General features: G+C 47.2%; 11 protein-coding genes and 4 tRNA genes. 7 read left to right on the plus strand and 8 right to left on the minus strand.

Translation table 11 applies throughout. The features are described 5' to 3' along the window. Positions 1-26 precede the first annotated feature (26 nt). Positions 27-2,444 carry a glycoside hydrolase family 127 protein gene (locus H8K36_RS05625; RefSeq protein WP_186914679.1) on the plus strand — a complete coding sequence of 806 codons (2,418 nt, stop codon included), beginning with the start codon at positions 27-29 and terminating at the stop codon, positions 2,442-2,444. A 124-nt stretch (positions 2,445-2,568) separates the two neighbouring features. On the opposite strand, the gene recX is transcribed toward H8K36_RS05625, so the two are convergent. The 6 genes from recX to H8K36_RS05655 all read right to left on the minus strand — a co-directional run bounded on the left by recX (position 2,569) and on the right by H8K36_RS05655 (position 7,564). Next, positions 2,569-3,045 (minus strand): recombination regulator RecX, encoded by a 477-nt coding sequence (gene recX / locus H8K36_RS05630; RefSeq protein ID WP_186914678.1) that lies wholly within the window; start codon positions 3,043-3,045, stop codon positions 2,569-2,571. A 270-nt stretch (positions 3,046-3,315) separates the two neighbouring features. After that, the gene (gene recA, locus H8K36_RS05635) at positions 3,316-4,353 is read right to left on the minus strand and encodes a recombinase RecA (RefSeq protein ID WP_186914677.1); all 1,038 of its coding nucleotides are present in this window, start codon (positions 4,351-4,353) and stop codon (positions 3,316-3,318) included. Between the two features lie 446 nt (positions 4,354-4,799). Next, positions 4,800-4,875 (minus strand) — tRNA-Glu (locus H8K36_RS05640). 156 nt (positions 4,876-5,031) lie between these two features. After that, positions 5,032-5,107 (minus strand) — tRNA-Ala (locus tag H8K36_RS05645). A gap of 102 nt (positions 5,108-5,209) precedes the next feature. Then, the gene (gltX, locus tag H8K36_RS05650; RefSeq protein WP_186914676.1) at positions 5,210-6,628 is read right to left on the minus strand and encodes a glutamate--tRNA ligase; all 1,419 of its coding nucleotides are present in this window, start codon (positions 6,626-6,628) and stop codon (positions 5,210-5,212) included. A gap of 114 nt (positions 6,629-6,742) precedes the next feature. Then, on the minus strand, positions 6,743-7,564 hold the full coding sequence (locus tag H8K36_RS05655; protein WP_186914675.1) for a formate dehydrogenase accessory sulfurtransferase FdhD: 822 nt from the start codon (positions 7,562-7,564) through the stop codon (positions 6,743-6,745). Between the two features lie 93 nt (positions 7,565-7,657). On the opposite strand from H8K36_RS05655, the gene H8K36_RS05660 reads away from it, so the two are divergent. From H8K36_RS05660 to H8K36_RS05670, 3 genes are all read left to right on the plus strand, one after another. Next, the gene (locus tag H8K36_RS05660; protein WP_186914674.1) at positions 7,658-8,545 is read left to right on the plus strand and encodes a pseudouridine synthase; all 888 of its coding nucleotides are present in this window, start codon (positions 7,658-7,660) and stop codon (positions 8,543-8,545) included. Between the two features lie 108 nt (positions 8,546-8,653). Beyond that, positions 8,654-8,730: transfer RNA gene (locus H8K36_RS05665), tRNA-Pro, on the plus strand. Positions 8,731-8,811: 81 nt separating this feature from the next. After that, a tRNA-Pro gene (locus tag H8K36_RS05670) sits at positions 8,812-8,888 on the plus strand. An 81-nt stretch (positions 8,889-8,969) separates the two neighbouring features. On the opposite strand, the gene ribD is transcribed toward H8K36_RS05670, so the two are convergent. Both ribD and apbC read right to left on the minus strand, forming a co-directional pair. Continuing rightward, positions 8,970-10,079, minus strand: a complete 1,110-nt coding sequence (gene ribD, locus H8K36_RS05675) for a bifunctional diaminohydroxyphosphoribosylaminopyrimidine deaminase/5-amino-6-(5-phosphoribosylamino)uracil reductase RibD (RefSeq protein ID WP_186914673.1) — start codon at positions 10,077-10,079, stop codon at positions 8,970-8,972. A 17-nt stretch (positions 10,080-10,096) separates the two neighbouring features. Continuing rightward, positions 10,097-11,209, minus strand: a complete 1,113-nt coding sequence (gene apbC, locus H8K36_RS05680) for an iron-sulfur cluster carrier protein ApbC (protein WP_186914672.1) — start codon at positions 11,207-11,209, stop codon at positions 10,097-10,099. A 277-nt stretch (positions 11,210-11,486) separates the two neighbouring features. Between apbC and H8K36_RS05685 the strand changes: the two genes are divergently transcribed. The 3 genes from H8K36_RS05685 to H8K36_RS05695 all read left to right on the plus strand — a co-directional run bounded on the left by H8K36_RS05685 (position 11,487) and on the right by H8K36_RS05695 (position 16,857). Further along, on the plus strand, positions 11,487-12,788 hold the full coding sequence (locus H8K36_RS05685; protein WP_186914671.1) for a DUF4214 domain-containing protein: 1,302 nt from the start codon (positions 11,487-11,489) through the stop codon (positions 12,786-12,788). 106 nt (positions 12,789-12,894) lie between these two features. Then, entirely contained in the window at positions 12,895-14,949 is a 2,055-nt protein-coding gene (gene metG, locus H8K36_RS05690) for a methionine--tRNA ligase (protein WP_186914670.1), read from the plus strand. Positions 14,950-15,060: 111 nt separating this feature from the next. Next, positions 15,061-16,857: an aminopeptidase P family protein gene (locus H8K36_RS05695; RefSeq protein ID WP_186914669.1), complete on the plus strand. Its 1,797-nt coding sequence runs from the start codon at positions 15,061-15,063 to the stop codon at positions 16,855-16,857. The last annotated feature ends 11 nt before the right edge of the window (positions 16,858-16,868 follow it).

The following is a 16,868-nucleotide window of genomic DNA, read 5'->3' on the forward strand; positions in this document are numbered from 1 at the left end:
CCTCCCCCATCCAGAAAGTAGATACTATGCAAAAGCATAAACAAGAGCGCAATCAACAACGACGACGCCTATTGAAAGGACTCGTAAGTAGCGCCGGCATGGCTTCTAGTTTTCTGGCTCATGCAAACGCCTCATCTTTACAACGCTCGTCTGCACCGACAGCAGCGGCCAATCCCAACATTCAAGCGATAGCCATGGAACGAGTTCGCCTCCTACCCTCGGTCTATCTCGATGCCTTACGTTCCAACCAAGCCTATCTCTTGCGTCTGCAGGCTGATCGTATGCTCCATAACTATTATCGCTTCGCCGGATTAAGCAGCAAAGGCAAACCCTATGGCGGATGGGAGGCCGACACGATTGCTGGTGAAGCGCTTGGCCACTACTTAAGCGCGCTCTCCTTGATGTATGCGCAAACTGGCGTTAGCGAAATGCGTCATCGGGCTAATTACATCGTCAATGAACTTGAACGCGTCCAAGAAGCGCACGGTGATGGCTATGTCGGCGGATTTTTGCGCAAACGAAAATCAGGTGAAATTGTCGATGGCAAAGAAATCTTTGCTGAAATTATGGCAGGTGATATTCGCTCTGCTGGCTTTGATTTGAATGGGTGTTGGGTGCCATTCTATAACTGGCATAAAGTACTGGCAGGATTATTTGACGCGCAGCGTTATTGCAAAAATCAAAAAGCTTTGAAGATCGCCGAAAAATTGGCGAACTATATCGCTAAAGTGTTTGACTCCCTAAACGAAACGCAACTCCAGCAAGTGCTGAACTGCGAACATGGCGGCATCAATGAGAGCTTTGCTGAATTGTACGTCCGCACGAATAATTCCAAATGGCTGACACTGGCTGAACGTTTGTATCACAGCAAAACGCTGGAACCGTTAGTCCAAGGTCGTGACAATTTAGCGAGCTTACACGCCAATACGCAAATCCCCAAAGTGATAGGGCTTGCACGACTCGCTGAGATTACTGGAAAGGCTCGCTATCAGAAAGCCGGCCTACAATTTTGGAATAGTGTCGTCGAGCATCATAGCTATGTCATTGGCGGACATGGTGATCGTGAGTATTTCGATGCCCCCGACACGCAGCATCAACATATTTCAGAACAAACATGTGAAGCCTGTGGTACGTACAACATGCTCAAACTCACACGTCATTTGTATAGCTGGAAAGCTGACCCGCGTTACTTTGACTTCTATGAACGCGGGCATTTGAATCATATACTGACACACCAAAATCCTAAGACTGGCATGTTCACCTACATGACGCCGTTAATGTCTGGTGTTGCCCGCGAGTTTTCAAATGAAGAAGATAGTTTTTGGTGTTGCGTACTATCAGGCTTAGAAAGCCATGCAAAACATGGCGATAGTATTTATTGGTCGCAAGGAAATACGCTACTCATCAATTTGTACATTCCTTCGCGCTTGCATTGGCGAGAACAAGGGCTTAACTTAAAATTGACCGGTGCCTACCCGTTTGAGGAAGAGATTCAGATCGAGATTGAAAACTGCCGACAGGAGGTTCGAGAGATCGCGCTACGGATTCCCGCATGGGCGACCGAGTTCTCAATCGAACTCAATGGCAAAGTGATCAACACAAAAAATGAAGATGGCTACTGCCGCATCAAACGAAGCTGGAAGCAGCACGACCGCATCAGATTAAAGTTTCCTATGGCGCTACGCCTAGAGAATGCAGGTGGTAAGCCTGCCAAGGATGATGATCAGATTGTTGCGGTATTACGCGGCCCTATGGTTTTGGGCGCTGACCTTGGTGCTGCAGACAAGCCATACTCAGCCCCCTCCCCCGCATTAGTTGGGCACCAGTTACTCTCGCAATTTAAACGCCTCCCCGAACACAAACTTCGCTATCAGACACTCGGTATTGGCAAGCCAACAGATATGCAATTTATGCCCTTCTTTCAGATGGCTGAACGCCGCGCTGCTGTCTATTTTCCACGCTTTACCGAATCACAATGGCAGGTAGCCGCCGAAAAATACCAACAAGAGGAAGAGGAAAAACAAGAAATTGCACGCAGGTCGGTTGACATCATGTATCTCGGTGAAATGCAGGCTGAACGCGACCATCAATTAGAATCCGATATTTCCTATCCGGTTTCGTATCGAGGAAGGAACGGGCGTGATGCGCGTACTGGTGGATTCTTTGCTTTTGACATGAAAGTCAAACCTGGAACATTGAGCTTACAAGCGAGCTATTGGGGCGAAGAACGCAATCGTCGCTTTAGTATCTTAGTCGACGAACAAGAAATCGCACGTGTCGAATTGGACGCAGCGGATCCAGGCGTATTCGTCGACAAAACATATGCAATTCCACCTCATTTAACTGCAGGTAAAAACAAAATACGAATTCGCTTCCAACCTGAGACTGGCTTCACGGCAGGTCCAGTATTTGGTTGCCGCTTGATCTTGAACGCTGATCAGTAAAACACTAAAAAGAGGTGCGTAAGAGTCTTATACACTTTCTGTCATTCTTGCTACTCGGATAGATAAGTAAATGATCGAAAGATAGTCGTAGACTTGTGACAGCGCAAAGTGATGATATAGCAAGCTAGCTATCGAATCTGCCATCTTCTTCGTCGAGACGGGGAGCGCGAAGGGCCTGCTGCACGGCTTTGCTGGAGAATCCTCTTTGCATCAAGAATTTCATTTGCTTAGCCTTCTCCATATGATCGGTGGGCCCAGAAGAAAATTTCTTGTGCAATACTTCAATCGCTCGATCAATCTCCGAGCCTTGTAGTTTTTCTTTGACCTCGGCCATATCATCAGCACTTAAGTCATGATTTACTAGTTCTGCAAAAATTCTTTGGTTGCCGAATCGTGATTGACGACGATTCACCAATGATTCTGAAAAACGTTGATTCGATAAGAAATTAGAACGCTCTAAAAAATTAAGAACTTCTTCTAGATCTTCACCTTCTTGCACATATGGTGTTAGTTTTCGCGCCAATTCCAAACGACTATGTTCACGCATAGATAAATAACGGAGCGCACGTCCTTTCAAACTTAATTGCGGTTTCTTTACCATGCTTTTATACGTCACTCAAAAATTAAGCAGCAGATTGCACTTACCGAAAAAAGCAATACCAAGCGACTCATACCTAACAACACCTTACCGTATCAGTATTCTCACATTGAACGTGGCGCCAATATAAGAAGTGCGTCGAAAATCGCAATCAACGAAATGGGGCGCATGCTCTCCACGATGTTGGAAATCTCAACCAAACAAAAAAAGTCGACCCTCCATGGCAAGGAAGATCGACTTAAGACTAACGTGAACCTGTTAAAACGTCGTGAATTAAACTTCTGCGAGTGGTGGCAATAACGGCACACCTAATTGCTCACGCACTTTGTTTTCGATCTCATGCGCCAAAGCTGGGCGTTCGATCAAGAAATTGCGCGCGTTATCTTTACCTTGACCAATCTTCTCGCCGTTATAGCTGTACCAAGAACCAGATTTTTCAACAATCTTGCAGTCAGCACCGAGGTCAAGAATCTCACCTTCGCGTGAAGTCCCTGCACCATAAAGAATATCGAAATGCGCTTCTTTAAATGGAGGTGCAACTTTGTTCTTAACAACTTTAACCTTTGTTTCATTACCGATGACTTCGTCACCAGACTTAATCGAGCCGGTACGACGAATATCCAAACGAACCGAGGCGTAGAATTTCAGCGCATTACCACCAGTCGTTGTCTCTGGGCTACCAAACATCACACCGATCTTCATACGAATCTGGTTAATGAAGATGACTGTCGTGTTTGTGCGATTAATCGTGCCTGTCAATTTACGCAGTGCTTGAGACATCAAACGTGCTTGCAGGCCTGGCAATGAGTCACCCATATCGCCTTCAATCTCAGCCTTTGGCGTTAACGCTGCAACCGAGTCGATGACTATCAGATCAACGCTGCCGGAACGAACCAACGCATCTGTAATTTCCAACGCCTGTTCACCGGTATCTGGCTGTGAAATCAAGAGTTCGTTTAAGTTGACACCCAATTTCTGAGCATAGCCAACGTCTAACGCGTGTTCTGCATCGATAAAGGCACAAGTGCCACCGAGCTTTTGCATTTCTGCGATCACTTGCAGTGTCATGGTTGTTTTACCAGACGATTCTGGACCATAAATTTCAACCACACGACCGCGTGGCAAACCACCGACGCCGAGCGCAATATCTAAACCTAAGGAACCTGTAGAAACCACTTGGACTTCTTCGACCTTAGCACCATCTGCCAAACGCATGATGGAACCTTTACCAAATTGCTTTTCAATTTGTGCCAGCGCGGCGGCCAATGCTTTGCTTTTGTCAGCGCTGTTATCAGATTTTCTATCGTCCATGTTTCTCTCTCGGGTATTTACGTTGGCAACGAGCCGACTGCCTGCAGTCGACCATTAATTAAATTCAAAGTAACTCTATTTCAAATCTTTACCTGACTCGACAGTACAAAAACGCTGCAAATCACTGTATGAACGATACTGTATAAAAAATCAGTGGTTTTAGCAAGCCCCAATTTCACTTTTTTTTAAAGTGTGTCGATTTTGGCATATCGCTGAGTATTTATTTGACGTCGATTCGGTTCAGCATTGTTGAACCTGGTCAAACACAAGTATGAGTCATTCAATAGGTCGCTCGGCGCAATGTGAGGGCTAAAGACATCAGGAGTTTACAAGTCGGCCGCTGTTTCGCTTGCAAGCGAAACCCTTCGAATCCCCTGCGCGAGCAGTGCTCGCTTTGTACCGCAAAATAAAAAAGCCGCTAAGCATTTAAACTTAGCGGCTTTATCTGGCGTCCCCAGGGGGATTCGAACCCCCGTACCCACCGTGAAAGGGTGGTGTCCTAGGCCTCTAGACGATGGGGACAGTAACCTGTCCGTGCTGCTGACCTATTCACTTTTTTCGCTACGCTTTATTTGTTTCGCGATCAAGTAAGACCAAGATTATATAGTAGCTTTCTTGGTTTTGGCAAGAATTATTTTTCAAATTCCTGTTCAAACTAAAACTACTTTTGTCTCGACTTGGTGGAGGTAAGCGGAATCGAACCGCTGACCTCTTGCATGCCATGCAAGCGCTCTACCAACTGAGCTATACCCCCGCTCGAAACAGAAGCGAGAGTATAACAAGCTTACACAATGCTTGTAAAGCAAATTGCCCGGCGCGTACTCAAGACAAACCGAATCGAACCGCCATTTAGCACTCAAGCCTTTGCCAAGCGATTCAGTACAACTTCTCTTCCAAACAACTCAATCACAGCATCAATCGATGGTGTTTGTAATTGCCCAGTTAACAGCAAACGCAATGGCATTGCCAATTGCGGCATCTTAAGTCCATGCTTGGCCAAAACCTCTTTCATGGTCGCTGAGATTGCAGCTTTATTCCATTCAACATTTGCGCAAGCTGTCGTGAATTCTTGCAAGGCAGGTTTGATCGCTTCGGTAATATGCTGCGCGACTAAGTCAGCATCTGCCACTGGCTCCCGATAGAACAACATTGCAGATTGAGCCAATTCAACGGTGGTGTTTGCGCGCTCTTTCAACAAAGCGATTACAGCCGCGAGATCGGGTCCAATGGCCAAATCTGCGCCTAATTTATCGAGATCAACTTTCACCAACTCGGCCAAGCGTTGATTATCTGCCGCTTTAATGTAGTGATTATTCAACCAAGCTAATTTTTCAGGATTGAATTGAGCAGCGGAGCTGGAGAGATGAGTCAAATCAAACCAACTGATCATCTGTTCCATACTGAAAACTTCATCATCGCCATGACTCCAACCAAGGCGCGCTAGGTAATTTAGCAATGCCTCTGGCAAATAGCCTTTCTCGAGATAGTCCATCACGCTCACAGCGTCACGGCGCTTCGATAACTTCTGACCATCGGTACCGAGAATCATAGGCACGTGTCCATAGAACGGCAAAGGCGCGCTCAATGCGTTCAAAATATTAATTTGACGAGGCGTATTATTGACGTGATCATCACCGCGAATCACATGGGTGATTTGCATATCACTATCATCCACAGCAACACAGAAGTTGTAGGTTGGCGTGCCATCAGGGCGTGCAATAACTAAATCGTCAAGCTCGCGGTTGGAAATCGTAATTGTTCCCTTCACGACATCGTTCCAAGTCACTTCACCATCCAAAGGATTTTTGAAGCGAATTACTGGTTTACGATCTGACGGAATCGCAGGCAAGGTTTTGCCTGGTTCTGGACGCCAAGTGCCGTCGTAACGTGGTTTCTCGCCTGCTGCACGTTGACGCTCACGCATCGCTTCTACTTCTTCTGGGGCGCAGTAACAATGATAGGCGGTGCCCTCAGCAAGCATCTTTGCCAACACCTCACGATAACGATCCATGCGCTTCATCTGATAATACGGACCTTCATCATGCTGCAGATTCAACCAACTCATACCGTCCAAAATCGCTTGCACGGCTTCTGGGGTTGATCGTTCCAAATCAGTGTCTTCAATGCGCAGAACAAAAGTACCGCCAAAATGGCGGGCAAAAGCCCAACTAAACAAGGCTGTACGCGCACCGCCGACGTGCAAATAGCCAGTCGGACTAGGTGCAAATCGTGTACGCACTGGAGTTGTTGGTGTAGGTAAATGAGAAGCGGTCATCTATGCATGGCGGTTGTCGATCCTATAGAAATTTGAGGACGACAATAATCGCGGTAAAGTCAAAACCGCTATTTTACCTTTTTACGAGGGACTAGGATACTTAGCACTAGACGCTTAGGGCGTGGCATCAACTTTCAAGCGACGAGCATGGCTTAACAACAAAAAATGATTACCGGAACACCTAGTAAATAAGCTCATCCCTAATTCTTGTGCCAATTGCAAACCCATTGCCGTTGTACCTGAGCGCGATAACAAGATAGGAATACCCATTTGCGCAGCCTTTATCACCATTTCCGAAGTCAGGCGTCCCGTGGTGTAGAAGATCTTATCTTCGCCGGGCATCTCCTCAAGCCACATTTTGCCTGCAATCGCATCAACGGCATTGTGCCGACCAACATCCTCAACAAACTGCAATAGCTCCCCAGTGTCTGAAAACAAGGCACATGCATGCACTGACCCTGCCTTCTTGTAGACTGAAGGGTGGTGTCGAACGGCATCAACAATACTCACGATGACAGATTGTTTAACGCTAGCCTTAATCGGCAACTGAATTTGGTCAAGATCATCCATTAAGGCACCAAAAACCGTGCCCTGACCGCAGCCTGTCGTCACAATCTTTTTTGCCGTTCGCTGTTCAATGTGGTCAATCCCTGACCGAGTGACGACCGCAGCAGCAGCGACCTCCCAGTCGACTTGCACCGAGGTGATGTCAGCAACATTCTTAATTAGACGTTGGTTTTTAAGATAACCCAACACCAATAACTCAGGATTAGCACCTATCGTCATCAAGGTGACTAACTCGCGTTTATCCACATACACAGTGAGATCACGCTCGATTGGAATATGGATCGCACTGAGACGGCCACGCTCGTCTACGACCTCAACCTCTTGAGTCAATTCTATTTCGGCATGACTAAGTTGAGGTAGTTGGATCATGTTCTAAAGGGGAATTCACACATTCAAAGTTACGACCAATTTGAGCAATGGTAAGATGCGACAACTTCATCATACCATTGCATTAGGCACTCAGTGAAATCTGCACCACTTCCCACTCGTGACGGCATCAGTCCAAGCTACATTTGGCTCCCGGAAGGGCAGTGGCAGCATGCTTTACATTTTCTATGTTCGCATTTTCCCGAGGTCAGCGAACAAATATGGCTTACCCGTTTCGCTAAACACGAGGTATGTACTGCAGAAGGAAATGCACTTACACCCAACTCGCCCGTCAAACGCGGCATGTGCATTTACTATTATCGCGAAGTAGAAAACGAAGTCGCAATTCCGTTTCAGGAAACCATATTGTTTCAAAATGAAGATTTGCTGGTGGTCGACAAACCTCACTTTCTTCCAGTGACGCCCGGCGGTAACTATTTAAAGGAAACTCTGCTAGTACGTCTGAAAAACAGTACAGGAATCGACTTTTTGACCCCACTACATCGACTCGACCGTGAAACCGCGGGCGTCATACTGTTGTCGTGCAATCCGAAAACGCGGGGCCGTTATCAAGCCTTATTTCAGCAGAATCAGATAATAAAAACCTACCACGCCATTGCTGCATTTTTGCCAGACTTGCCAACGCCCTATTTGAAACAGAGTCGGCTTGAAGAAAGCGCGCAATTTTTTGTTATGCATGAAGTAGAAGGTGAAGCCAATACTGAAACCTTGATTTCAATTATTGAACGCCGTGGCGAAAATGCGCTCTATCAATTGCAACCAAAGACTGGAAAAAAGCACCAGCTACGCGTGCATCTCGCTAGTTTAGGCGCGCCGATCCTCAACGATCGCTTTTATCCGCAAGCACTCCCCGTTGGTCATGATGATTTCGAGAAACCACTCAAATTACTCGCCAAACGTATCAGTTTCATCGACCCACATTCTCAAGAGCACTATCATTTTGAAAGCCAGTTGTCCTTATGAAGTTGAGGCAAATCAAGTTCGTCAGTCCCTTGAAATACATCAAATGAACAGAAGTACTGGCTGACAGCGGTTGACAAGAACTAGCAGGCGAAGTATTATCTCGCTTCTCGGAGTGTAGCGCAGCCCGGTAGCGCACCTGGTTTGGGACCAGGGGGTCCAAGGTTCGAATCCTTGTACTCCGACCAATTTTCAAGGATCGTCGAATATTTTTGACGATCCTTTTTAGTTTCACCATGTTTTGTATTAGCAATGCATGTCGCAGTTTTCGGAGTGTAGCGCAGCCCGGTAGCGCACCTGGTTTGGGACCAGGGGGTCCAAGGTTCGAATCCTTGTACTCCGACCAGAATAGAAAGCCTCGTTGAGAAATCATCGAGGCTTTTTTATTTTTCTGAACTATTATTACTCACTCGCTAGGTCGTACACTCTACTTCCGCAACAAGACTCGAATCGAATTACCAATCGGTTTCATTTCATGTACTTGCCACGCCATTGCTTGATTGACGTCGGATAATGTAGGCAGTTCAAACATGGTCTTACCCGCGCCAAGAAATTTCGGTGCGAGATATAACAATAACTCATCAACCACGCCTGCGGCCATCAATGCACCACTGAGACTGGCTCCTGCTTCGACGTGGAGCTCGTTGACCTGCTGTCGCCCCAACTCAAGCACCAATGCATTGAGATCGACACCGCTTCCATCGGCACCCGGCAATTCCAGCAGTTGAACTCCTTTCTCCCGCAGCCGCCCCATTTTAGATTCCGGCAATAATGTCGCTTGTGTATGAACTAGCGTGGTCTCCCCTGATTGCAAGAGTTGCGCATTTTCGGGCGTACGGAGCATGGAATCAGCAATGACTTTACGTGGCTGCCTGCTGATTTCTTGACCAGGAAGTCGCACCGTCATTTGAGGGTCGTCAACAAGTACGGTGCCAATGCCAGTCAAAATAGCATCGGCTCTCGAACGCCAACGATGGCCATCAACACGCGCTTCGCTGTCGGTAATCCATTGGCTATGGCCGTTAGGCAATGCAGTAAAACCATCCAAACTTGCCGCCATTTTGAGACGGACCCAGGGCTTACCCGTCTCCATGCGTCGCAAGAAACCGATATTCATTTCTCGCGCTTCCGCCGCCATCAAACCATGCGCAACCTCGATACCAGCATCACGTAACATCGCAAAGCCACGCCCGGCCACTTGAGGATTTGCATCTTCAATTGCTGCTACCACACGTGCAACCCTTGCTTCGATCAAAGCATTCGCGCATGGAGGAGTTCGACCGTAATGACTACAGGGCTCCAAGGTGACATAAGCAGTCGCGCCACTCACATCGTGTCCTTTGTTTACCGCATCCCGCAACGCCATTACTTCTGCATGTGCCTGCCCTACTTTTTGTGTATGACCTTGACCGATGATTTCGCCGCCTTTGAGCAATACGCAGCCGACCTTTGGATTCGGTGAAGTTTCCATGGTGGCCCTGCGTGCCTCTTGCAAGGCCAAAGCCATCATCTCTTGGTCGATTGTCGAAAAAGTCATGCTCTTAGCGAACTCAATTAGTTGTTTTGCACTGTAATCGTTGGGAATTTACTGCTCATATCTTTGGCTTTTTCCGCAACCCTAATCGCGATCTTGCGCGCAATTGCTTTGTAGGCTTGCGCAATAGCACCGTCAGGATCAGCTACCACCGTTGGTTTACCAGAATCTGCTTGTTCACGAATCGCCATTGTTAAAGGCAAACCACCCAAGAAATCAACCTTATATTCTTGGCACATTTTCTCGCCACCACCTGCACCAAAGATGGCCTCAGCATGGCCACAGTTCGAGCAAATATGTGTACTCATATTTTCAATAATACCCAAAATAGGGATGCCCACTTTTTCAAACATCTTCAAGCCTTTACGGGCGTCTAGCAGTGCAATGTCCTGCGGCGTCGTGACAATCACAGCCCCAGTCACAGGCACTTTTTGCGACAAAGTCAGTTGAATGTCGCCGGTACCAGGTGGCATATCGACGATCAAGTAATCGAGATCACGCCAGTTAGTCAGCTCCAACAATTGTTGCAAGGCTTGAGTCACCATAGGGCCACGCCACACCATTGGAGAATCCGGATCAATCATGAACCCAATCGACGAAACCTGCACACCATAATTCTCGAGCGGCTCCATGGTTTTACCATCAGCCGACTCCGGTCTAGCATCAATACCCATCATCATCGGTTGTGAAGGGCCATAAATATCGGCATCTAACAAGCCCACGCTCGCCCCCTCAGCAGCCAATGCCAAGGCCAAATTTACCGACGTCGTCGACTTACCAACACCGCCCTTCCCGGATGCTACAGCGATGATGTTTTTGACGTTAGGCATCAATTTGATGCCTCGCTGGACAGTGTGCGCTACGATCTTGCTTGATACATGAGCCTCAACGCTGTCGACTCCACTGATGCCAGCCAATGCCTTGGCGATCTGGTCTTGGATTAAAGTGAATTGGCTTTTGGCTGGGTAGCCCAATTCCACATCGAGACTCAATTTACCAGAGGCAAATTGTATATTTTTGATTGCTTTCGAAGCAATGAAGTCTTTTCCAGTATTGGTATCGATCACCGACCCAAGCAACAATTTTGCTTGTTCAAGGATTGCTACATTTTGTTCTGTACTTGCTGCTGACATGCGTTTCTCCATTCAATTACCGCAAGTCTAACGTAAAACGCAGATCAAACCGATCAAAGCCATAAACCCACTACGGGATTCCATGAATATTACATAAGAAAAACAATTGCATAGAAAATAATTATCTAGAATGTTAGAATAGTTTCAATTGCCAACATGGTTTATAAAAAAAGTATCATTTGTAATTAAACGTGCAAGAGTTTAGCTTTCCAATTTGCAACACCACTTTTTTGATCAGAGCAAACTCTAACCAGCTTGTCCCCACATTCCATCCAATATGAAAAAACTCACCACTTTATTCTTTTGCGCCTTCACACTCTGCCTCACCGCATGCGGTGGGAATACCGATCAAACCAAACCAAGCGCTGCCTATGCCATGCCACCCGCTGCACCAGCTGCTAGTACGCAGAGTTTTGCAGGGCCTCGCTCAAACTACGCAATTCGAAATACAGCGGCAGGCTTCGTAGTGACTGAGATTGCTACGAGTAAAGTAACAAGTATCCCAAGCAATATTACTAACTTAAATTTTTCCGATGCAACCATCAATCTTCAAATTGCAAAGAAAGCCAGCGCGATATCTGCCAACGACTTGCAAAAACTGGAAGAGCTTTACGTGGCCTTTTTTAATCGCGTGCCGGATGCAAATGGTTTGAGCTATTGGATAGATCAATTGGCGGCTGGAGCCACGATCAATCAGATTGCCGATAATTTTTACCGGGCCGCGCTTCTGTTTCCAACAGAGACTGGCTACAACGCCAATATGAGCACCGCGGACTTCATCAAAATTATTTACAAAAACGTATTGGGACGCACCAGCGTCGACCAAGCAGGACTTGATTATTGGACTAGCAGTTTAAATAGCGGCAAGGAAAGTAGAAGTAGTTTGGTCGCGACAATTCTCTACTCTGCACATACGTTCAAGGGCGACTCAACGTATGGCTACGTCGCAGATTTGCTCGACAATAAAATCGCTATCGCAAATTATTTCGCCGTTCAACAAGGCATGGGCTACCTCAATGATGCGGACTCAATCACCATAGGAATGAAAATTGCGGCCGCAGTCACTAACTATGAATTCATCAATGCAAAAAAATTAATTTTGGTCGGCAATGATGCTAGCGCAGACATTTTCTCTACTCCTTTGATTTTGACGCCCGATGTCGCTCAACTACTTAGAAATGCCCAAGCTTGTCCTGACGGGATGAGCAGTGACCCCAACTCAAGCACTTGCGTCAAGGGTGCGGCACTTGGCGCGAGCACCTTTGGGAATACTGTTTGTAATTTATCCGTAACAGACGAAGGCACAATTTCGCTCGTTATCGGTGCAAATGCTTATAAGTTGAAAAAGCCGTACAACGTCAACTATCTCAAATCGACACCGATCGCGAGCACACCAGCAGCCTTCATTTTGAATTTTATGGCAACAGATTACGGCTCCACGACCGGACAATCGATAACAATTAACATGAAATCACCTGGAATGAAGGCATATAGCCAGACGCCGTCGCTCACAGCAGAGGTCAAATTCATTAGTGACTTCTCAAAAAACGCTAGTTGTACGTTCCCACTCCCGAACTAAAACTTCGGCTTCGCAAATAGAAACCCACATCGCTAAACTACTGCGATGTGGGTTTTCACTGTTAAAATACTAGCTTTCGTCCATTTCATAGAAGAAATTCAAGATTATGACTCGCAAGCTGTTTGTCACCACTGCCCTTCCTTACGCGAACGCCCCTTTCCATCTTGGCCATATCATGGAGTACATCCAGGCCGATATCTGGGTTCGTCATCAGCGAATGTCGGGCCACGAAGTTAACTTCGTCTGTGCTGACGATGCGCATGGCGCACCGATTATGATCGCTGCCGAAAAAGCAGGCTTAACACCGCAAGAATTCGTCGGTCAAATCGCTGCAGGTCGTAAGCAATACCTGGATGGTTTTCATATCCAATTTGATAATTGGCACTCGACTGATGGTGCTGAAAATCACGAACTATCGCAAGACATTTACCGCAAGCTCAAAGCGGCAGGCTTCATCACCAGCAAAACCATCGAGCAGTTTTATGACCCTGTTAAGAACATGTTCTTGCCAGATCGCTACATCAAAGGCGAATGCCCGAAGTGCGGCGCTAAAGATCAGTATGGCGATTCTTGCGAAGTGTGTTCCGCTGTGTATGCGCCAACCGAACTCAAGAACCCTTACTCGGTCTTGACTGGCGCAACGCCAATTATGAAATCGTCTGAGCACTTTTTCTTCAAGTTATCTGATGAAAAATGCGTCGAATTCTTGCGTGGCTGGGCTTTGCAAGATAATCGCTTGCAATCCGAAGTCGCAAATAAGTGCAAAGAATGGTTGGAAGGCGAAGGCGGCTTAGGTGACTGGGATATCAGTCGTGATGCACCTTACTTCGGTATCGAAATTCCTGATCAACCAGGCAAATATTTCTATGTTTGGCTCGATGCCCCTGTTGGCTATCTCGCTTCATTGAAAAACTACTTCAACAAAACGGGCAAAGATTTTGATGCCTTTATGGCCGATCCGAAGACGGAACAAATTCACTTCATCGGGAAAGACATTACGTACTTCCATACGCTATTCTGGCCAGCGATGTTGAAATTTTCTGGTTATAAAACGCCAGACAATGTTTATGCACACGGGTTCGTGACTGTTTCCGGTGAAAAAATGTCGAAATCCCGCGGCACAGGTATTTCACCTTTGCGCTATCTCGACATCGGTATGAATCCAGAATGGTTGCGCTACTACTTTGCGGCCAAACTCAATGCCAAGGTTGAAGATCTGGACATGAACCCAGACGACTTCGTGGCGCGTGTGAATTCCGATTTGATCGGTAAGTACATCAATATCGCGAGCCGTGCGGCTGGCTTTATCACGAAACGTTTTGATGGCAAGGTCAACACCACATGGGCAACAGCCGATGATGCGTTCTTGCAAAATCTGCGTGCCGTCACGACCGAAATCCAAGCACTGTACGAAGCACGTGAATTTGGTAAAGCCTTACGCGCCGTAATGGAACAAGCGGACGTCATCAATGCTTACGTTGATGCAAACAAACCTTGGGAACTGGCGAAGCAAGAAGGCAACGAAGCCAAGTTACAAGAAGTGTGCAGCCGTTTGCTGGAAGCCTTCCGTATCTTGACGATTTTCTTAAAGCCAGTCTTGCCGCATTTGGCGAGCCAAGTTGAAGCGCAATTGAATATCGGCGCCTTGCAATGGGCTGACGTCTATGCACCGTTGCCTAACCAGCATCAGATCAATCCTTACGTGCACTTGATGCAACGTGTTGACCCTCTGATTTTTGATCAATTGTTTGATGCGCCAGCTGCGGCCGAATCAACGGCAGCTGCAGCCACAGCAACGCCGAGCATCGAGCCATTGGCAGACGAAATCAAGATCGACGATTTCGCTAAAGTCGATCTGCGTATCGCCAAAATCGTCAATTGCGAACACGTAGAAGGTTCAGACAAATTGCTGCGCTTAACTTTAGATGTAGGCGAAGGTAAAACGCGCAATGTGTTCTCAGGCATCAAATCAGCTTATCAGCCAGAACAATTGATTGGTAAATTCACGGTCATGGTGGCTAACCTCGCACCACGTAAAATGAAATTTGGTATATCTGAAGGTATGGTATTAGCAGCATCTGCCGCCGATGAAAAAACCAATCCTGGCCTCTACATTTTGGAAGCCTGGCCTGGCGCAGAACCTGGCATGCGCGTGCGTTAATTCACGTTCAGATCAAACCAAGCTGATCTCCCGAAGATGCGCATCCTCAACTGGTGCGCATTTTTTTTGAGCAATTCCAAATAAGACAAAATCGCTGTTAGAGAAAATAAAATGACATACACCGTCCCAGAAAGATTAAGCCAACTTCGACAAGCCATGCAGCGCCACGGCATTGACGCTTGTTTGATTCCATCTGCAGACCCACATTTGTCTGAATACCTCCCCCCGCGTTGGCAAGCGCGCGAAGTATTTTCTGGCTTCACTGGGTCGGTCGCAACACTCGTTGTTACTGCTGAGTTCGCGGGTCTATGGGTTGACAGTCGTTATTGGGAACAAGCTGAGATCGAACTCGCTGGCAGTGGTATACAAATGATGAAGATCTTATCTTCTGCGACACCAGCGCATATCGAATGGTTAGCGGCGAACCTGAAAGCCAATCAAGTTCTAAGCGTGGATGGCAATGTGTTGAGTTTGGCCAGTGCGCGCATGCTACAAAATGCACTTTACCCTAAACTCGTGAAGATACAAACTGAGACCGATCTCTTACAAGAAGTGTGGTTAGATCGCCCTTCATTACCAACTGAAATGGTGTATGAACATCCGGCGCCATATGCCGTCGTCAGCCGCCGTGAGAAACTGCAACAAGTGCGTGCTGCAATGGTCGAGAAGTCTGCGCAATGGCATTTCATCTCGACGGTCGATGACATTGCTTGGTTGCTCAATTTACGTGGTTCGGACGTCAATTACAATCCGGTCTTCGTCTCACACTTACTTCTGAGTGCGAGCACCGCCGTTTTGTTTGTGCCGCTCGATAAAGTACCTGCCGGAGTCGCGCAAGCCTTGGCAGCTGACGGTGTAGAGCTTCAACCCTATGTTGATGCAGCAAATGCACTCAGTACGCTAGGCGCTGGGGATGCGGTTTTGATCGATCCACGCCGCATTACTTTTGGTTTCCGAGAATCGATAGCGAAACACTGCAAGGTGATCGAAGCAATTAACCCTTCCGTTTTCCTAAAGTCGCGAAAAACACCGCAAGAGGCACAGTTTGTGCGCGAGGCAATGGAGCAAGATGGTGCTGCGCTGTGCGAATTTTTCGCATGGTTTGAAGACGCGATGCAAGACAAAACACAAGCTATCAGCGAACTCACCATCGACGAAAAAATCTGCGCAGCACGCGCGGCGCAAGCGCATTTTGTGTGTCCAAGTTTCGGCACTATCGCTGGCTTTAATGGGAATGGCGCCATGCCACACTACCGAGCGACAGAGAAGTCCTACGCGCAAATCGAGGGCGATGGATTATTGCTGATTGACTCTGGTGGCCAATACTATAACGGTACCACCGATATCACACGCGTGGTCGGCGTCGGTAAAGTGTCTGATGATCAGAAACACGATTTCACTTTAGTCCTCAAGGGCATGATTGCGTTGTCACGCATGAAATTCCCCTATGGGACTTTGTCGACGACGCTAGATGTTATTGCCCGCGCGCCGATCTGGGCCGAAGGCATCAATTTTGGCCATGGTACAGGACACGGTGTCGGTTATTTCTTAAACGTTCACGAAGGTCCACAAAGCATCTCGGGCGCTGTACCAGAAGTGCATATGAAGATGGAAGTTGGGATGATTACTTCCAACGAGCCAGGAATTTATCGCCCTGGAAAATGGGGAATTCGAATTGAGAATCTTTTGCTTTGCGTACCGGCAGAAAGCACTGAATTTGGCGATTACTTACAGTTTGAAACCTTGACACTGTGCCCGATTGACACGCGCTGCATCGATCTTAGCATCATGCGCGAAGACGAAATCGCTTGGCTGAACCAATACCACCTGCACGTTTTGCACCGTTTGTCACCACGCGTCAGCGGTAATGCCTTAGCTTGGTTAAAAAGCCGCACTCAAGCAATTTAATCGTAGCGCTA

This window comes from Affinundibacterium nitidum (assembly GCF_014284155.1).
Classification (GTDB): Bacteria; Pseudomonadota; Gammaproteobacteria; order Burkholderiales; family Burkholderiaceae_D; genus Undibacterium; species Undibacterium nitidum.